This window comes from Micromonospora mirobrigensis (assembly GCF_900091555.1).
Taxonomy (GTDB): Bacteria; Actinomycetota; Actinomycetes; order Mycobacteriales; family Micromonosporaceae; genus Micromonospora; species Micromonospora mirobrigensis.
The window spans coordinates 323804-340168 of the sequence record NZ_FMCX01000004.1 but is presented as its reverse complement, the minus strand read 5'-3'; the positions used below and the strand labels follow the sequence as shown (position 1 = coordinate 340168).

Below are 16365 nucleotides of genomic sequence, written 5' to 3'. Positions count from 1 at the left end.
GGTCCCGTGCCGGCCGTGGTTGGGTCGGGGGACCGGTGCGGCAGCCGGCCAAGGCGTTACCCGCGGTCTGCTCTCGACCTGATGGCGTAGCCGACTCAGCCGCGCCTCCGAGGGGATGAGTCGTTCGTGCCATCAGGTCGAAAGGGCCGTTCCGGATGAAGAAAACCCGTGAAGCCGCCGAGCGTCACGCCCCTGGCGCCTCCGCCGTGCGCCAGTGGTGGCGTGGCAGGCTGGGAGGGGTGTATCGGGAACGGCCGGCCGGGATCGTCGGCGCGGTGCTCTGGACCAGTTGCGGTGCGGGCGCGCCGACGCGGGTGCTGCCCGACGGCTGCCTGGACCTGCTCTGGTCCAGCCGTCGCGGGCTGCTGGTGGCCGGCCCGGACCGCAGGGCACACCTGAGCTCGTCCGCGCCGGGGGAGCGCTGGACCGGACTCCGGCTGCCGCCGGGCGTCGGGCCCGCCGTGTTCGGCGTTCCCGCCGACGAGCTGCGGGACCGCCGGGTGCCGTTGGAGGCGCTCTGGGGCCGGGCGGCCGGTGAGGTCGCCGAGCGGTTGGGCGACCGGCCGACCGGCGCCGCGCTGACCGCGGTGGCCGCCGGCCGGCTCACCGCCGCCGGTGGTCCGGACCCGCTCGGCCCGCGGGTGGCCGCCCGCACCGGTTACGCCGACCAGGCGCACCTCACCCGGGACGTCTGTGACCTGGCGGGGGTGCCGCCGCGGGCGTTGCTCGGCGGCTGATCCGCGGCCCGTCGCCCGCGGGACACCGCGCCGCTCAGTCGCCGCCCAGCGGCGAACAGGTCGACGCCGTTGCCGTCGGGGTCGTGCAGCACCGCGTACCGCTGGCCCCAGAAGGCGTCCCACGGCGGCAGTTCGCCGTGGTGGCCGGCCTCGGTCAACTCCGCCCAGTACCGGTCCACCTCCGCCGGGTCGGCGCACCGGAAGGCCAGGGCGGCCCGGGGGCTGCCGGTCGGCGCCGTCCAGTTCGGGTGGAAGCCGCGGACCATCTCCGCCGTGTCCCAGGCCAGCCGGAGCCCGTTCGGCAGAGTGATCTCCACGTGCGCCTCGGACTCCGCACCGGGCGGTACGGGCAGGCCGAGTCGGCGGTAGAAGTCCAGCGTACGGGCCATGTCGGTGACCACGCTGCCGAGCAGGTCGAGGTGAGGTGCCATGGGTCGGGACGCTACCCGCGGCACGGCGGTGCGGTCTTGAACGAATCGGACGGGTGGTGTGCCGGGTGCGACCTTCACGGCGCAGTGCGGACGGCTACGGTGACAAGTAGACAATCCCGGCTTAACGGTCATCAACGCCTCGCGGCGTGGTCCGTTCCCGCCGGGCTTCCACGACGGCGAGGGAGAGGAGCGGTCGGTGATGCACCTGGCCTACCTGGACGCGGGGTCCGGCAGCCTGATCGTGCAGGCGGTGGTCGGCGGAGTTGCCGGTGCGGCGGTCGCCGCCAAGCTCTACTGGCGCCGGCTGGTCGCCCGGTTCCGTCGGCAGCCCACCGACCACGGCTGAGCCGGGCCGATGGGGATCCCCGAGAGCGTACGGGTCGAACCCGGCTCGTTCCGTGACCCGGCGAACCGGGTCTTCCACGCCGGCGCCGAGGTGCTGCGGGCGCTGGACGAGACGGCCGCCGCCGACTGGCGGGCGCTGGCCGGCACGGAGTTCTTCCCGGCGCTGATGGCGGCCGGCCGGATCTGCCGCACCGAACAGGTCGAGCCGGGCGGCCCGCTGCCGGAGAGCGGGCGGCCCTGGGCCGCGGTGCTGCGCCACGAGCGGATCCCGTTCGTGGCGCACCCGTACGAGTGGTCCTTCTCGATGCTGCGCGACGCCGCGCTGCTGCATCTGGAGATCCTGCGCGCCGCGCTGCCGGCCGGCTTCACCACCAAGGACGGTTCGGCGTACAACCTCCAGTGGCGCGGCGCCGACCCGGTCTTCATCGACGTCGGCTCGTTCACCCCGGTCCGCGACGGCGAACCCTGGGCCGGCTACCGGCAGTTCTGCCAGACCCTGCTCTATCCGCTGCTCCTCCAGGCCCACCTGGGGCTGGACTTCCAGCCGCTGCTGCGGGCCCGGGTCGACGGCATCGAACCCGAGCAAATGCGGCGGATCTTCGGCGGCACCCGGCGGCTGCTGCCCGGCGTACCGACCCACGTGCACCTGCACGGCGCCATGCAACGCCGCAACTCCGGCGCCACCACCGCCGACGTGCGCTCCCAGCTGCGCGCCGCCGGCTACTCCCGGGAACTGGCGCTGGCCACCGTACGCGGGCTGGAGAAGCTGGTCCGCCGGCTGGACCACCGGCCCGGCGCCAGCCACTGGGCCGACTACCAGCGCACCTGCGGCTACACCGGGCAGGACCGGGCGGCCAAGGAGCAGTTCGTGGCCACCGCGGTCACCGGCGAACCGGAGCTGGTGCTCGACCTGGGCGCCAACGACGGCCGGTACGCCCGCCTCGCCGCCCGGCACGCCCGCTACGTGGTCGCGGTCGAGCAGGACCCGGCGGTGGTCGACGAGCTCTACCGGGCGCTGCGCGCCGAGCGGGAACAGCGGATCCTGCCGCTGGTGATGGACCTCGCCGACCCGTCGCCCGGCGGTGGCTGGCGGGGCGTGGAGCGGGCCGGTTTCACCCCGCGCGCCGCGCGGGCCGACGTGACGCTCGCCCTGGCGCTGGTGCACCACCTCGCCATCGGCCGCAACGTGCCGTTGCCCGAGGTGGTGGACTGCCTGGCCGGTTGGTGCGCGCCGGGTGGGCGGCTGGTCGTCGAGTTCGTCGACCCGGCCGACCCGATGGCGGCCCGGCTGCTGGCCAACAAGCCCGACGGGCTCTTCCCCGACTACCACCGGGAGCGGTTCGAGCGGCTGCTCGCCGAGCGGGGCCGGGTCGAACGCCGCCTGGAGCTGCCCTCGGGCACCCGCACGCTCTACCAGGTGGTGGTGGGTGGCTGACCGGACCCTGGCGCCCCCGGCGCCGGCCCCCACCCCGGCGCCGGCTGCGGCACGGGCCACCGCCGGCTGGCGGGCCGAGCTGCGCCGCCTGCTCGAAGTGGTGGCGCTGGTCGGGCTGGTGGTCACCCAGCCGGTGCTGGACGTGCTCGGGCACAGCCCCGACTTCTTCCTCTTCCACCGCGCCCGACCCGCGGACGTGCTGCTGCTGGTGGGGCTGATCGCGGTGGCGCCCACCGTGCCGCTGGCGCTGCTCGGGGCGGCCAGCCGGCTGGCCGGCCGGGCGGTCCGCGCGGCGGTGCACACCGGGCTGGTCGGGCTGCTGCTCGCCGCGCTCGCCGTGCAGGTGGGGCGGCACGTCACGCCTCTGCGGGGCGTACCGCTGCTGCTGGTGGCGGCGCTGGCCGGCGCCGCCGGGGCGGCCGCGCACCGGCGGTGGCGGGCGCCCGGCCGGGTGCTGCGGGTGGCCGCGGTCGGCCCACCGGTCTTTGTGCTGCTGTTCCTGTTCGCCTCGCCCGCCTCGGCGGTGGTGCTGCCGCGCGGGCAGGGCGGGGCCGCCGGTCAGGCCGCGGCCGGCGCCCACCCGCCGATCGTCATGATCGTCCTGGACGAGTTCCCGCTGGTGTCGTTGCTCGGCCCGGACGGCCGGATCGACGCCGCGAAGTATCCGCACTTCGCCGAGCTGGCCGCCGGGTCGACCTGGTACCGCGACGCCACCGGGGTCAGCGGCTGGACCCCGTACGCGCTGCCGGCCATGCTCACCGGCCGCTATCCGGCGAAGTCCGTCGCCCCGCACTACTCGCAGTACCCGGACAACCTCTTCACCGCCCTCGGCGGCCTCTACGACGTCCGCGCCGAGGAGAGCATCACCCGGCTCTGCCCACCCAGCCGCTGCGAGCAGCCCAGCACCCCCGAGCAGGGCCTCGGCGTGCTGGTCCGGCAGAGCGGCAGGCTGCTGCGCCAGGTCGCCGCGCCGGTGGAGAGCCGGATCGACCCGGAGGAGTCGTACCGGGAGCGGACCGCGGCCGAGGCCGGGCTGGACGCGGCCGAGCCCATCCCGGCCGACCCGAAGTTCCGCTTCGACAGCCTGGACGACAACCAGCCGGCCCGGTTCACCAGCTTCCTGGCCGGGCTGCGCCCCAGCTCCCGGCCGACGCTGCACTTCCTGCACCTGCTGATGCCGCACGCCCCGTGGGTGTTCCTGCCCTCGGGCGCCCGCTACCCCGCCCCGGAGGACCTGCCCAACGACGGGGCCGGCTGGGTGGACCTGGCCCGGGCCCGGCACCTGGCCCAGCTCGGCTACACCGACCGGCTGATCGGCGAGACGTTGCGGACCCTGCGCGCCACCGGCCTGTACGACAAGGCGCTGGTGCTGGTCACCGCCGACCACGGGGTCAGCTTCCAGCGGGACTGGCAGGGGCGGGGGCTGGACGCGATCAACCACGCCGCCGGCCAGGTGGCGTGGGTGCCGATGTTCGTCAAGGAGCCGGGCCAGCACGCCGGCCGGGTGGACGACCGCAACTGGGAGCACGTCGACCTGCTGCCGACGATCGCCGACTACGCGCACGTACGCCTGCCGTGGCGGGTCGACGGGCGGTCCGCGCGGCAGGCCCCCCGGGCGGGCGCGGAGAAGCGCTTCTACGACCGGCCCGGGCAGCCGCTGACGATCACCGGCGGGGTGCCCGCCCCGCCGCCGTCGCCGGCCGTCCACCCGCTGGTCGGCACGACGGTCGGTGACCGGCCGGCCGGGGGCGGCGCCACCGTGGCGAACCTGGCCGCGTTCCGCGTCGTCCGCCCGCAGGACGGGGAGCTTCCCGCGCTGGTCTGGGGCACGGTGCCGGACCAGGTGCCGGACGGCACGCTGCTGGCGGTGGCGGTCAACGGCCGGGTGGGGGCGGTGGTGCCGGTGGTGCCTCGGGACGCCGGCGGGCGGCGCTTCGCCGCCCTGCTCGCCGACGACCGGCTGTTCAGATCCGGCGCCAACCAGCTCGCCGTCTACCGGGTGGGGCCGGGGGACGCGCTGCGTCGGCTGCGGCTGTCCTGAGATAGCCTTCCGCCTTCGCGGACGAGCGGGTTTCCGATCGGCCCGGTCGGGAATCGGGTGACGCATACCTCACCCCCGAACCACGGTGGGCGGTATCGGCCGGACCGCGATTACGGTAAAAGCGAAGGCAATTCAACGAGGATTTCGCCGGCGAAGCGAGGAACCACATGACGGAAGTCAAGCTCGATCACCCGGGTGGCCAGCTCTCGATGCCGGTGCACGACGCGGTCGAGGGCCCCGCGGGCATCGGGGTGAGCAAGCTGCTGAAGGAAACCGGGATGACCACGTACGACCCCGGTTTCGTCAACACCGCCTCCTGTTCGTCCGCGATCACCTACATCGATGGTGACGCGGGCATCCTGCGCTACCGGGGCTACCCGATCGAGCAGCTGGCGGAGAAGTCCTCCTTCCTGGAGGTCTCCTACCTGCTGATCTACGGTGAGCTGCCGTCCCAGCAGCAGCTGACCGAGTTCACCGAGTGGATCCGGCGGCACTCGCTGCTGCACGAGGAGATGCGCCGGTTCTTCGACGGCTTCCCGCGCGACGCGCACCCGATGGCGGTGCTGTCGTCGGCGGTCAGCGCCATCTCGACCTTCTACCAGGACAGCCTGGACCCGTTCGACTCCGAGCACGTGGAGATCTCCACGGTCCGGCTGATGGCGAAGGTCCCGACCATCGCCTCGTACGCGTACAAGAAGGCGATCGGCCAGCCGCTGCTGTACCCGGACAACTCGCTGGGCTACGTGGAGAACTTCCTGCGGATGACCTTCGGTGTGCCGGCCGAGCAGTACGAGGTCGACCCGGTGATGGCCCGCGTGCTGGACATGCTCTTCGTGCTGCACGCCGACCACGAGCAGAACTGCTCGACCTCCACGGTCCGCCTGGTCGGCTCCAGCAACGCCAACCTGTTCGCCTCGGTGTCGGCCGGCGTCAACGCCCTGTTCGGCCCGCTGCACGGTGGCGCGAACCAGGCCGTGCTGGAGATGCTCCAGAAGATCCAGGAAGACGGTGGCGACGTCCGCTCCTTCGTCCGCAAGGTCAAGGACAAGCAGGACGGCGTCAAGCTGATGGGCTTCGGCCACCGGGTCTACAAGAACTACGACCCGCGGGCCGCGATCGTCAAGAAGGCCGCCCAGGACGTGCTCGGCCGGATGGCCAAGCCGGACCCGCTGCTGGACCTGGCGATGCAGCTGGAGGAGATCGCGCTCGCCGACGACTTCTTCGTCTCCCGCAAGCTCTACCCGAACGTGGACTTCTACACCGGCCTGATCTACAAGGCCATGGGCTTCCCGACCCGGATGTTCACGGTGCTCTTCGCGCTGGGCCGGCTCCCTGGCTGGATCGCCCAGTGGCGCGAGATGATCAACGACCCGGACACCAAGATCGGCCGCCCGCGGCAGATCTACAGCGGCGCCGCCGCGCGGGACTACACCGACCTCAGCGCTCGCTGAGTCCGGTCAGGCACGACGAAGGCCGCCGGCCCCGCGCGGGGTCGGCGGCCTTCCGCGTACGCGATCACGGCCGGCCGCCGGAGCGGGCGCGACCGTGGCGCGGTTGTTAACAGGGGTCCCCTGCTATACCGCAGGCGTTAACAAGGGGCCCCTCCTTTCAGCGCAGGCCGGCGGCGGCGAGCAGGTTGCCGGCGACGGTGGGGGCGGTGGCCCGGCCCAGCGTCATCCGCAGCTCGGCGCGCTCGGTGGCGAACGCCGGCGCCCTGGTGATCGCGGCGGTGTAGGTGGCGGCGGTCCGGTGGGCGATGGCCGCCCAGCCGTACTGCTCGTGCACCATGGTGCGGGCCCGGCGGGCGATGTCCCGGGCGCGCTCGCGGTCGGAGAGCAGGGTGTGCACGGCCTCGCTGAGCCCGTCCGGGTCCTGCGGCGCGAAGGTCATCCCGGTCACGCCCGGCTCGACGATCTCCGCGAGCCCGCCGGTGGCCGCGACGGCCAGCGGCGCGCCGGCGGCGGCGCCCTCCAGGGCGACCATGCCGAACGGCTCGTAGATGCTCGGCACCGCGAAGCAGTCCGAGGCGGCCATCACGGCCGGCAGGTCGGTGCCGCCGAGGAAGCCGGGCATGCTGACCGTGTCGCCCAGCCCGTGCCGGTGCACCTCGGCCTCCAGCTCGGCCTTGTACGGGCCGTCGCCGACGATCACGGCGCGCAGGCCGGGGTGCCGCTCGCGCAGCCGGGGCAGCCCGGCGATCAGGTGCTGGACGCCCTTCTCGTAGACCAGCCGGCCGGCGAAGGTGACCAGCGGGCCGTCCGCGGCGAACCGGGCCCGGGCGGAGGCGACCGCGGCGACCGGAACCCGCCAGCGGTGCGGCTCGACCCCGTTGGGCACCACGTCGACCCGGGCCGAATCCACCCCGAACAGCGCGCCCACCTCGTCGCGCATGTAGCCGGAGCAGACGATCACCCGACCCGAGGAGTTGCTCAGCCAGTGCTCCACGCCGTGGATGGTGCGGTTCATCTCCTCGGGCAGCCAGCCCTGGTGCCGGCCGGCCTCGGTGGCGTGGATGGTGCTGACCAGCGGCACGTCCAGGTGGTCGCGCAGGGTCATCGCGGTGTGGGCGACGAGCCAGTCGTGGGCGTGGATGACGTCGTAGGTGCCGGTTTCGGTGGCGCGCAGGGCGGCGCGGGTGAGGGTGTGGTTGAAGGCCATGGTCCAGGCCAGGAGGGAGTCGGTGGCGAGGGGGAAGCGGACGGGGTCTTCGGCGGCGCGCAGGATGCGGACGCCGTCGGCGTACTCCTCCAGGGGTGCGCCGTCGGTGTGGCGGGTGACCACGGTGACGTCGTGCCCGGCGGTGGCGAGGGCGACCGACAGGGCGTGGACGTGCCGGCCGAGGCCGCCGACGAGCACCGGCGGATATTCCCAGGACAGCATCAGGATCTTGAGTGGACGGCCGGGGCCGCCCGTGCCGACCGGCGTGGAGTGCCGGGGCAGGGTGGTGACGGTGGGCCGGCGGGTCCGGTCCGGGGCGGTGGCGGGCTGGTCGCCGAACCGCAGGGTTGTCACATTGATCTCCGTCCATGCACGCGGGGGTACGACGCCGGCATCGGTGGCGGCGGAGGAACAGGCTGAGGATTGGCCGAGGGCCGAGGCGGGCACGCGCCCGCGCGCCCGCCCCTAGCAAAGGCCATCACGCGCCGTGGCGCATCTCGAAAAGGGCCATCGTGACGGATGACACCTGAACGTCCAGCGGGCACCAGGACGGTGGATATCGGTTACGGTCCGAACGGGTGGATTGCCGGCTCGGGTGGCGGGGCATTAGCGGCGTGCGCATCGGCGGTCCGCCCGACCGGGCGCTCATGATCATGGTTGAAGGAGCGAGATGCAGGTCTGGCCGGGCGAGCGCTATCCCCTCGGTGCCACCTACGACGGGATGGGCACCAACTTCGCGATCTTCTCGGAGGTGGCGGAGAAGATCGAACTCTGCCTCTTCGACGAGTGGGACACCGGCGCCGAGCGCCGGGTGGAGCTGCGCGAGGTCGACGCGTACGTCTGGCACGCCTACCTGCCGGGGATCGAGCCCGGCCAGCGCTACGGCTACCGGGTGCACGGGCCGTGGGACCCGGCCAACGGGGTGCGCTGCAACCCGCACAAGCTGCTGCTCGACCCGTACGCCAAGGCGGTCGACGGGGAGATCTCCTGGGATCCGGCGGTCTACGACTACGAGGTGGGCGGCGACCCGGACCGGATGAACGAGGCCGACTCGGCGCCGTTCATGCCCAAGTCGGTGGTGGTGAACCCGTACTTCGACTGGGGCAACGACCGGCCGCCGCGCACGCCCTACCACCACTCGGTGATCTACGAGACGCACGTGCGCGGGCTGACCATGCGCCACCCCGGCATCCCCGAGGAGCTGCGCGGCACGTACGCGGCCATCGCCTCCCCGGTGATGATCGACTACTTCAAGCAGCTCGGGGTGACCGCGGTCGAGCTGATGCCGGTGCACGAGTTCGTGCACGACCACCGCCTGGCCGACCTGGGCCTGCGCAACTACTGGGGCTACAACACCATCGGCTTCTTCGCCCCGCACCACGGCTACTCGGCGCTGGGCCGCCTCGGCCAGCAGGTGCAGGAGTTCCGCGGCATGGTCCGCGCCCTGCACGCCGCCGGCATCGAGGTCATCCTCGACGTGGTCTACAACCACACCGCCGAGGGCAACCACCTCGGCCCGTCGCTGAGCTTCAAGGGCATCGACACCCCCAGCTACTACCGGCTCTCCGAGTCCGACCGCCGCTACTTCGTCGACTACACCGGCACCGGCAACAGCCTCAACGTGCGCAACCCGCACTCACTCCAGCTGATCATGGATTCGCTGCGCTACTGGGTGACCGAGATGCACGTCGACGGCTTCCGCTTCGACCTGGCGGCCACCCTGGCCCGGGAGTTCTACGAGGTGGACCGCCTCTCCACCTTCTTCGAGGTGGTCCAGCAGGACCCGGTGGTCAGCCGGGTCAAGCTGATCGCCGAGCCGTGGGACGTCGGCCCCGGCGGCTACCAGGTGGGCAACTTCCCGCCGCAGTGGACCGAGTGGAACGGCAAGTACCGGGACACCGTCCGGGACTTCTGGCGCGGTGAGCCCGCCACCCTGGCCGAGTTCGCCTCCCGGATCACCGGCTCCGCCGACCTCTACCAGGACGACGGCCGCCGCCCGTTCCACAGCATCAACTTCGTCACCTGCCACGACGGGTTCACCCTCAACGACCTGGTGTCGTACAACGACAAGCACAACGAGGCCAACGGCGAGGAGAACCGGGACGGCGAGGGCCACAACCGGTCCTGGAACTGCGGCGTCGAGGGGGAGACCGACGACGCCGGCGTGCTGGCCCTGCGGCAGCGGCAGCGGCGCAACTTCCTGGCCACCCTGGTGCTCTCCCAGGGCGTGCCGATGATCGGTCACGGCGACGAGCTGGGCCGCACCCAGCGCGGCAACAACAACGCCTACTGTCAGGACAGCGAGCTGGCCTGGATCGACTGGGAGCACGTCGACGCAGACCTGCTCGCCTTCGTCCGCCGGCTGACCGAGTTCCGCGCCCGCCACCAGGCGTTCCGCCGTCGCCGCTTCTTCACCGGCCTGCCGGTCGGCGGACGTGCCGCCGAGTCGCCCCTGCCCGACCTGGCCTGGTACACCCCCGACGGCCGGGAGATGAGCCACGAGGACTGGGGCAACGACTTCGGCCGCTCGGTGGCCCTGTTCGTCAACGGCGACGGCATCCCGGAACGCGGCCAGTACGGCCAGCGGCACCGGGACGACTCGTTCCTGCTGCTGTTCAACGCCCACGACGCGCCCCTGGACTTCACCCTGCCCGGGGAGGAGTTCGGGCCGCGCTGGGAGCTGGTGATCAGCACCGCGGAACCGGATCCGGAGAAGACCACGACGGTCGAGGCGGGCGGCACCATCTGCGTGCCGGACCGCTCGCTGCTGGTCCTGGAGAGGACGGTCTGACCTCATGCCCGACACCCCCCGACCCCCGACGGCACCGACGACGCGGGTGGGGTCGACCTACCGCGTCCAGATCCGCCCCGGCTTCGACCTGGACGCCACGGCCGGCGTCACCGACTACCTGGCCGCGCTGGGCGTCAGCCACCTCTACAGCGCCCCGCTGCTCACCGCCACCCCCGGCTCCCAGCACGGCTACGACGTGGTCGACCACCGCGCGGTCAACCCGGAACTCGGCGGCGAGGGCGGCCGGCAGCGGCTGGCCCGGGCGCTGCGCGACGCCGGGCTGGGCCTGGTCGTCGACATCGTGCCCAACCACGCGGGGGTGGCCCAGCCCGCCGCGAACCCGGCCTGGTGGGACGTGCTGCGCCGGGGTCGGGCCTCGGCGTACGCGGACTGGTTCGACATCGACTGGGAGCGGGGCCGGCTGCTGCTGCCGGTGCTCGCCGACACCCCCGACGCGCTGGACGACCTCAAGGTGGTCGACGGCGAGCTGCGCTACCACGAGCACCGCTTCCCGATCGCCGACGGCACCGGCGAGGGCGCCGCCCGGCAGGTCCACGACCGGCAGCACTACGAGCTGGTCTCCTGGCGGCGCGGCGACGCCGAGCTGACGTACCGTCGCTTCTTCGCCGTCTCCGACCTGGCCGGGCTGCGGGTGGAGGACCCGGCCGTCTTCGACGCCACCCACGCCGAGATCCTGCGCTGGGTGGCCGCCGGCGACGTCGACGGCATCCGGGTCGACCACCCGGACGGGCTGCGCGACCCGGCCGGTTACCTGGCCCGGCTGCGCGCCGCCGCGCCGGACGCGTGGCTGGTGGTGGAGAAGATCCTCGAGTACGGCGAGGAGCTGCCGGACTGGCCGGTCGACGGCACCACCGGCTACGACGCGCTCGCCGCCGTCAGCGGGCTCTTCGTCGACGGCGCCGCCGAGGGTGACTTCACCGCCCTGGACGCCCGGCTCACCGGCCGGCACACCTCCTGGCAGGACCTCACCCACGACACGAAGCTGGCCGCCGCCACCCGGCTGCTCGCCGCCGAGCTGAGCCGGCTGGCCGCGCTCGCCCCCGAGCTGGACCGGCACGACACCCGGGCCGCCCTCGCCGAGCTGGCCGCCTGCTTCCCCGTCTACCGGGGCTACCCGCCCGAGGGGGCCCGGCACCTGGCCGCCGCCCGCGCCGAGGCCGGCCGACGGCGGCCGGACCTGACCCGGACCCTGGACGCGGTCACCGCGCTGCTGCGCGACCCCGACCACGAGCTGGCCGCCCGGTTCCCGCAGCTCACCGGCGCGGTGATGGCCAAGGGGGTGGAGGACACCGCCTACTACCGGTGGAGCCGGTTCGTCGCCCTCAACGAGGTCGGTGGCAGCCCGGCGCACTTCGGCGTGCCGCCGGCGGAGTTCCACCGCTTCGCCACCGCCCGCCAGGTCCGCTGGCCGGCCGGGATGACCGCCCTGTCGACCCATGACACCAAGCGCGGCGAGGACGTCCGGGCCCGGCTCGCCGTCCTGTCCGAGCTGCCCGGCCGCTGGGCCGAGCAGGTGGCCCGCTGGACGGCGAAGGCGCCGCTTGCCGATCCGGACTTCGCCCACCTGCTCTGGCAGACCGCCATCGGCGCCTGGCCGATCGAGCGGGAACGGCTGCACGCGTACGTGGAGAAGGCGTCCCGGGAGGCGTCGGTCTCGACCAGCTGGGCCGACCCCGACCTGGCCTTCGAGCGGGAGCTGCACGCCCTGGTCGACCGGATGTACGACGACCGGGAGCTGCACGCCGAGATCACCGCGTTCGCCGCCGAGCTCACCCCGGCCGGCTGGTCCAACTCGCTCGGGCAGAAGCTGGTGCAGCTGGCCATGCCCGGCGTGCCCGACGTCTACCAGGGCACCGAGCTGTGGGAGAACTCCCTGGTCGACCCGGACAACCGCCGCCCGGTCGACTTCGCCGTACGCCGGGAGCTGCTGGACCGGCTCGATGCCGGCGACCGGCCCGAGGTGGCCGCGGACGGCGCGGCCAAGCTGCTGGTGGTGTCGCGGACCCTGCGGCTGCGGCGGGAGCACCCGGAGCTGTTCACCACCTACCGCCCGGTGCCGGCGCGGGGGCCGGCCGGGGCGCACGCGGTGGCCTTCGACCGGGGTGGGGCGATCGCGGTGGCCACCCGGCTGCCGCTGGGACTGGCCCGCTCCGGCGGCTGGCGCGACACCACCCTGTCACTTTCCGTTAATCGGGTGACTGACATGTTCACCGGGCGGGTCTACAGTGGCTCTGAGCTGCCCGTGCATGATCTGTTGAGCACGTACCCCGTCGCCCTCCTCGCTCCCACCGATTCCGTGGAGGCTGCCGCATGACCGAGTTCACCGTGTGGGCGCCCGACGCCGCCCGGGTGCGGCTGCGCCTGCCCGGCGCTCCCGACCGGGAGATGGCCGCCGACCGGGACGGCTGGTGGCGGGCCGAGTCGCCCGACGCCGGCCCCGGCACCGACTACGCCTTCGTCCTCGACGACGACGAGCGGGCCCTGCCCGACCCGCGGTCGGCGTGGCAGCCGCACGGGGTGCACGGCCCCAGCCGGGTCTACGACCACGCCGCCTTCGACTGGACCGACCAGGGCTGGACCGGCCGGCAACTGCCCGGCAGCATCCTCTACGAGCTGCACATCGGCACGTTCACCCCGGAGGGCACCTTCGACGCGGCGATCGACCGCCTCGACCACCTGGTGGAGCTCGGCGTCGACCTGATCGAGCTGCTGCCGGTCAACGCCTTCAACGGCGAGCACAACTGGGGTTACGACGGCGTCTGCTGGTACGCCCCGCACCAGCCGTACGGCGGCCCGGACGGCCTGAAACGCCTCGTCGACGCCGCCCACGCCAAGGGGCTGGGGGTGATCCTCGACGTCGTCTACAACCATTTCGGGCCCTCCGGGGCCTACGCGCCGATGTTCGCCCCCTACCTCAACGAGCAGTCCAACACCTGGGGGCGCACGGTCAACCTGGACGGCCCGCACTCCGACGAGGTACGCCGCTACATCATCGACAGCGTGCTGATGTGGCTGCGCGACTACCACGTCGACGGGCTGCGGCTGGACGCCGTGCACGCCATGCCCGACTCGCGCGCCACCCACTTCCTGGAGCAGGTCGCCGTCGAGGTGGAGTCGCTCAGCACCCACCTGGGCCGGCCGCTGTCGCTGATCGCCGAGTCCGACCTGAACGACCCGACGCTGATCACCGGACGCGAGGCGGGCGGCTACGGCCTGCACGCCCAGTGGAACGACGACGCCCACCACGCCCTGCACACCCTGCTCACCGGGGAACGGCAGGGCTACTACGGCGACTTCGGCTCGCTGGAGTGCCTGAGCGACGTGCTGACCGGGGCGTTCTTCCACGCCGGCACCTGGTCCAGCTTCCGCAACCGCAGCCACGGCCGGCCGGTGGACCGGCAGCGCACCCCGGGGCACCGCTTCGTGGCGTACCTGCAGAACCACGACCAGATCGGCAACCGGGCCACCGGCGACCGGATCTCCGCGACGCTGTCGCCGGCGATGCTGCGGGTCGGCGCGGTGCTGCTGCTGACCGCGCCGTTCACCCCGATGCTGTTCATGGGGGAGGAGTGGGCGGCCAGCACGCCGTGGCAGTTCTTCACCAGTCATCCGGAGCCGGAGCTGGCGGTCGCGGTGGCCACCGGCCGCAAGCGCGAGTTCGCCGCGCACGGCTGGCCCCCGGGCGACGTGCCCGACCCGCAGGACCCGCAGACGTTCGTCCGTTCCCGGCTGGACTGGGCCGAGCTGGACAAGGCCGAGCACCGGGAGATGTACGACTTCCACCGGCGGTTGATCGCCCTGCGCAAGTCGCGTCCCGAGCTGTCCGACCCTCGGTTGGGCGCGGTGGAGGTGCGCCACGGCGACCAGTTCCTGGTGATGCGGCGCGGCGAGTGCCTGGTGGTGGCGAACCTCGCGGACCGGTCGCAGCGGGTCAACCTGCCCGGGGTGGTGCGGCGAGTGCTGCTGGCCACCTCCGAGGGGGTCACGGTGATGCGGGACGGCATCCAACTGCCGGCGGAGAGCGCGGCGATCGTCTCGCTCTGACCTCGGTTCGCCGCGGCACGGCCGGACGGCCGCGCCCCTCACGCCACGATGGTGTCGCGGCGGGCCAGGACCGCCCGCACGATCTCCCGAGGCGCGGTGGCCGGATCGCCGGCCTGGTAGGGCGGTCGGGGCTGGTACTCGTGGGCCAGTTGGGTGGCCTGGGCGGTGACGTCCCCGCCGATGCGTAGCCACCGTTGGACCGGCCCGTCGAGCAGGTGCGCGTTCTGTCCCGGCCCGCCGGGCACGACGATCACGTCCGGGCTGGGCGCGTCAGCGAGCGCCGCGTCGGCGTACAGGCGCAGGCTGCCGACCGCGTTGACGACCGGGCCGGGTCGTTCGGCGACGAAGGTGACGTGCGCGCCGGGCAGCCGGCTCAGCACGTCATCAGAGGCGGCGATCGGCGAAACATCGGGACCCGGGCGGGCCCCCTGACTCACGCGCGGGCGTACCGCGGCACGTACTCCTGGGCGGTCAGCGACTGGATGGTCGCCATCACGGTGTCGGTGAGCGTGCGGATGTCGGCGGGCCGGCGGATGTGCACGGGAATGGCCGGCCCGAAGGTGATGCTCACGGGATGGCGGCGGGGCAGTCGGGATCCGGGCGGGCGGAGCAGGTCCGTGCCCCGGATGCCGACCGGGACGATGGGCACGCCGGCCTGGTGGGCGAGGCGGACCGTGCCGGTGCGACCGCGGTAGAGGCGGCCGTCCGGTGAGCGGGTGCCCTCGGGGAAGACGGCCACCAGCCCGCCGGAGCGCAGGACCGGAACGGCGGCGTCGAACGCCGCGAGGGCGGCCCGTCCGCCGCCCCGCTCGACCGGGATGGCGCCCATCGCGGTGACGACGCCGCGGGTGAGGCGTCCGCGCGCGCCGGCGGAGCGGAAGTATTCGGCCTTGGCCCAGAAGGCGACGTGTCGGGGCGTCAGGATGCCGAGGAACAGTTGGTCGGCGACCGACAGGTGGTTGGCGGCGAGGATCGCGCCGCCGGTGTGGGGGAGGTGTTCGAGGCCGGCCACGGTGGGCCGCCAGGAATGGCGCAGATAACGGCCGACGGTGTGCTGGGCCAGCGCGTACAGGGCCGGGGTGTCGGTCATGCGGCGGGTCCGAGGTGCGCGGTGAGGGTCGCCTCGATCAGCGCGGCGGGGTCGGCGGCGCCGGTCGCGAGGGTGAGGCTGCCCCAGTTCCACAACTCGGCGAGGCCGTGCAGGTTGGCCCAAAGCGCTCCCGCGACCACCGGGGCCGGCGGTTGCGGAGCCGGCCGGGCCTGCGCGACCAGGTCGGTGAGGAGGCGGAACAGCGGCAGGCTGGTGTGGCGCAGGCCCAGATGGCCGCTCTCCAGCAGGTCGTGGCGGAACATCAACGCGTACCGGCCGCGACGGGTGGCGGCGAAGTCGAGGTAGACCCGGGCGAGTACGGCCACCCGGGTGCGCGCGTCGGGGGGCGCCGTCGCCAGGGCGGCGTCCGCCCGGCCGGCGAGGTCGACGAACCCGTCGCGGGCGATGGCCGACAGCAGTTCGAGATGGGTCGGGAAGTAGCGGCGCGGCGCGCCGTGGGAGACGCCGGCCCGTCGGGCGGTCTCCCGCAGTGACACGGCAGACGGACCTTTCTCGTCGAGCAGTTCGCCGCCTACCCGGATCAGCCGTGCGGGTAAGCCCTCATCAGCGTGCATAGACAGTGTCTACCATTGGCCGTAGACGATGTCTATGCGCACCGATGCCGGGATGGCGCGTCGGCCCGAGCTCAGCGGGTGCGGGGGACGAGCCGCACGGCGGCCGCGACCGCGCCGATCACCAGCAGGCCCCCAGAAGTTGCAGGCCCGGCGAGTCGTCTGCCGCCCCGAAGACGAGGCCGGCCACGCCGAGCGCC

At 73.3% G+C, this 16365-nt stretch carries 12 protein-coding genes and 1 pseudogene; 8 read left to right on the top strand and 5 right to left on the bottom strand.

What is annotated here, in order from left to right; translation table 11 throughout:
* The first annotated feature begins 239 nt into the window (after positions 1–239).
* On the top strand, positions 240–737 hold the full coding sequence (locus GA0070564_RS16205; protein ID WP_091609469.1) for a DUF6597 domain-containing transcriptional factor: 498 nt from the start codon (positions 240–242) through the stop codon (positions 735–737).
* Positions 738–787: 50 nt separating this feature from the next.
* Here GA0070564_RS16205 and GA0070564_RS16200 read toward each other — a convergent pair.
* Positions 788–1168 (bottom strand): annotated as a pseudogene (locus tag GA0070564_RS16200) (VOC family protein); the annotation flags it as partial.
* A 196-nt stretch (positions 1169–1364) separates the two neighbouring features.
* Here GA0070564_RS16200 and GA0070564_RS29325 point away from each other — a divergent pair.
* The 4 genes from GA0070564_RS29325 to GA0070564_RS16185 all read left to right on the top strand — a co-directional run bounded on the left by GA0070564_RS29325 (position 1365) and on the right by GA0070564_RS16185 (position 6440).
* A complete protein-coding gene (locus tag GA0070564_RS29325; protein ID WP_172880583.1) occupies positions 1365–1514 on the top strand; it encodes a hypothetical protein in 150 nt (49 codons plus the stop codon).
* A 9-nt stretch (positions 1515–1523) separates the two neighbouring features.
* Positions 1524–2948 (top strand): class I SAM-dependent methyltransferase, encoded by a 1425-nt coding sequence (locus GA0070564_RS16195; RefSeq protein ID WP_091609467.1) that lies wholly within the window; start codon positions 1524–1526, stop codon positions 2946–2948.
* A complete protein-coding gene (locus GA0070564_RS16190; protein WP_176730691.1) occupies positions 2941–4989 on the top strand; it encodes a sulfatase-like hydrolase/transferase in 2049 nt (682 codons plus the stop codon). Before GA0070564_RS16195 ends, GA0070564_RS16190 begins: the two co-directional genes overlap by 8 nt.
* Before the next feature lie 167 nt (positions 4990–5156).
* Positions 5157–6440: a citrate synthase gene (locus GA0070564_RS16185; RefSeq protein ID WP_091609466.1), complete on the top strand. Its 1284-nt coding sequence runs from the start codon at positions 5157–5159 to the stop codon at positions 6438–6440.
* A gap of 157 nt (positions 6441–6597) precedes the next feature.
* Here the strand turns inward: GA0070564_RS16185 and GA0070564_RS16180 are convergent, their stop codons facing one another.
* Positions 6598–8001, bottom strand: a complete 1404-nt coding sequence (locus GA0070564_RS16180; protein ID WP_091609465.1) for a glycosyltransferase family 4 protein — start codon at positions 7999–8001, stop codon at positions 6598–6600.
* 316 nt (positions 8002–8317) lie between these two features.
* Between GA0070564_RS16180 and glgX the strand changes: the two genes are divergently transcribed.
* From glgX to treZ, 3 genes are read left to right on the top strand one after another with little or no spacing between them, the layout of a single operon-like run.
* A complete protein-coding gene (gene glgX, locus GA0070564_RS16175) occupies positions 8318–10438 on the top strand; it encodes a glycogen debranching protein GlgX (RefSeq protein WP_091609464.1) in 2121 nt (706 codons plus the stop codon).
* A gap of 4 nt (positions 10439–10442) precedes the next feature.
* Positions 10443–12773, top strand: a complete 2331-nt coding sequence (gene treY / locus GA0070564_RS16170) for a malto-oligosyltrehalose synthase (protein ID WP_091609463.1) — start codon at positions 10443–10445, stop codon at positions 12771–12773.
* A complete protein-coding gene (gene treZ / locus GA0070564_RS16165; protein ID WP_091609462.1) occupies positions 12770–14503 on the top strand; it encodes a malto-oligosyltrehalose trehalohydrolase in 1734 nt (577 codons plus the stop codon). Before treY ends, treZ begins: the two co-directional genes overlap by 4 nt.
* A 38-nt stretch (positions 14504–14541) precedes the next feature.
* Here treZ and GA0070564_RS16160 read toward each other — a convergent pair whose 3' ends face one another.
* Genes GA0070564_RS16160 through GA0070564_RS16150 form a run of 3 tightly spaced genes read right to left on the bottom strand, consistent with a single transcriptional unit; the run spans position 14542 to position 16168 of the window.
* Positions 14542–14883 carry a type 1 glutamine amidotransferase family protein gene (locus GA0070564_RS16160; RefSeq protein ID WP_245670044.1) on the bottom strand — a complete coding sequence of 114 codons (342 nt, stop codon included), beginning with the start codon at positions 14881–14883 and terminating at the stop codon, positions 14542–14544.
* A 53-nt stretch (positions 14884–14936) separates the two neighbouring features.
* Positions 14937–15593 (bottom strand): lysophospholipid acyltransferase family protein, encoded by a 657-nt coding sequence (locus tag GA0070564_RS16155; protein ID WP_091609460.1) that lies wholly within the window; start codon positions 15591–15593, stop codon positions 14937–14939.
* On the bottom strand, positions 15590–16168 hold the full coding sequence (locus GA0070564_RS16150) for a TetR/AcrR family transcriptional regulator (protein ID WP_091609459.1): 579 nt from the start codon (positions 16166–16168) through the stop codon (positions 15590–15592). Before GA0070564_RS16150 ends, GA0070564_RS16155 begins: the two co-directional genes overlap by 4 nt.
* Positions 16169–16365: the final 197 nt, after the last annotated feature.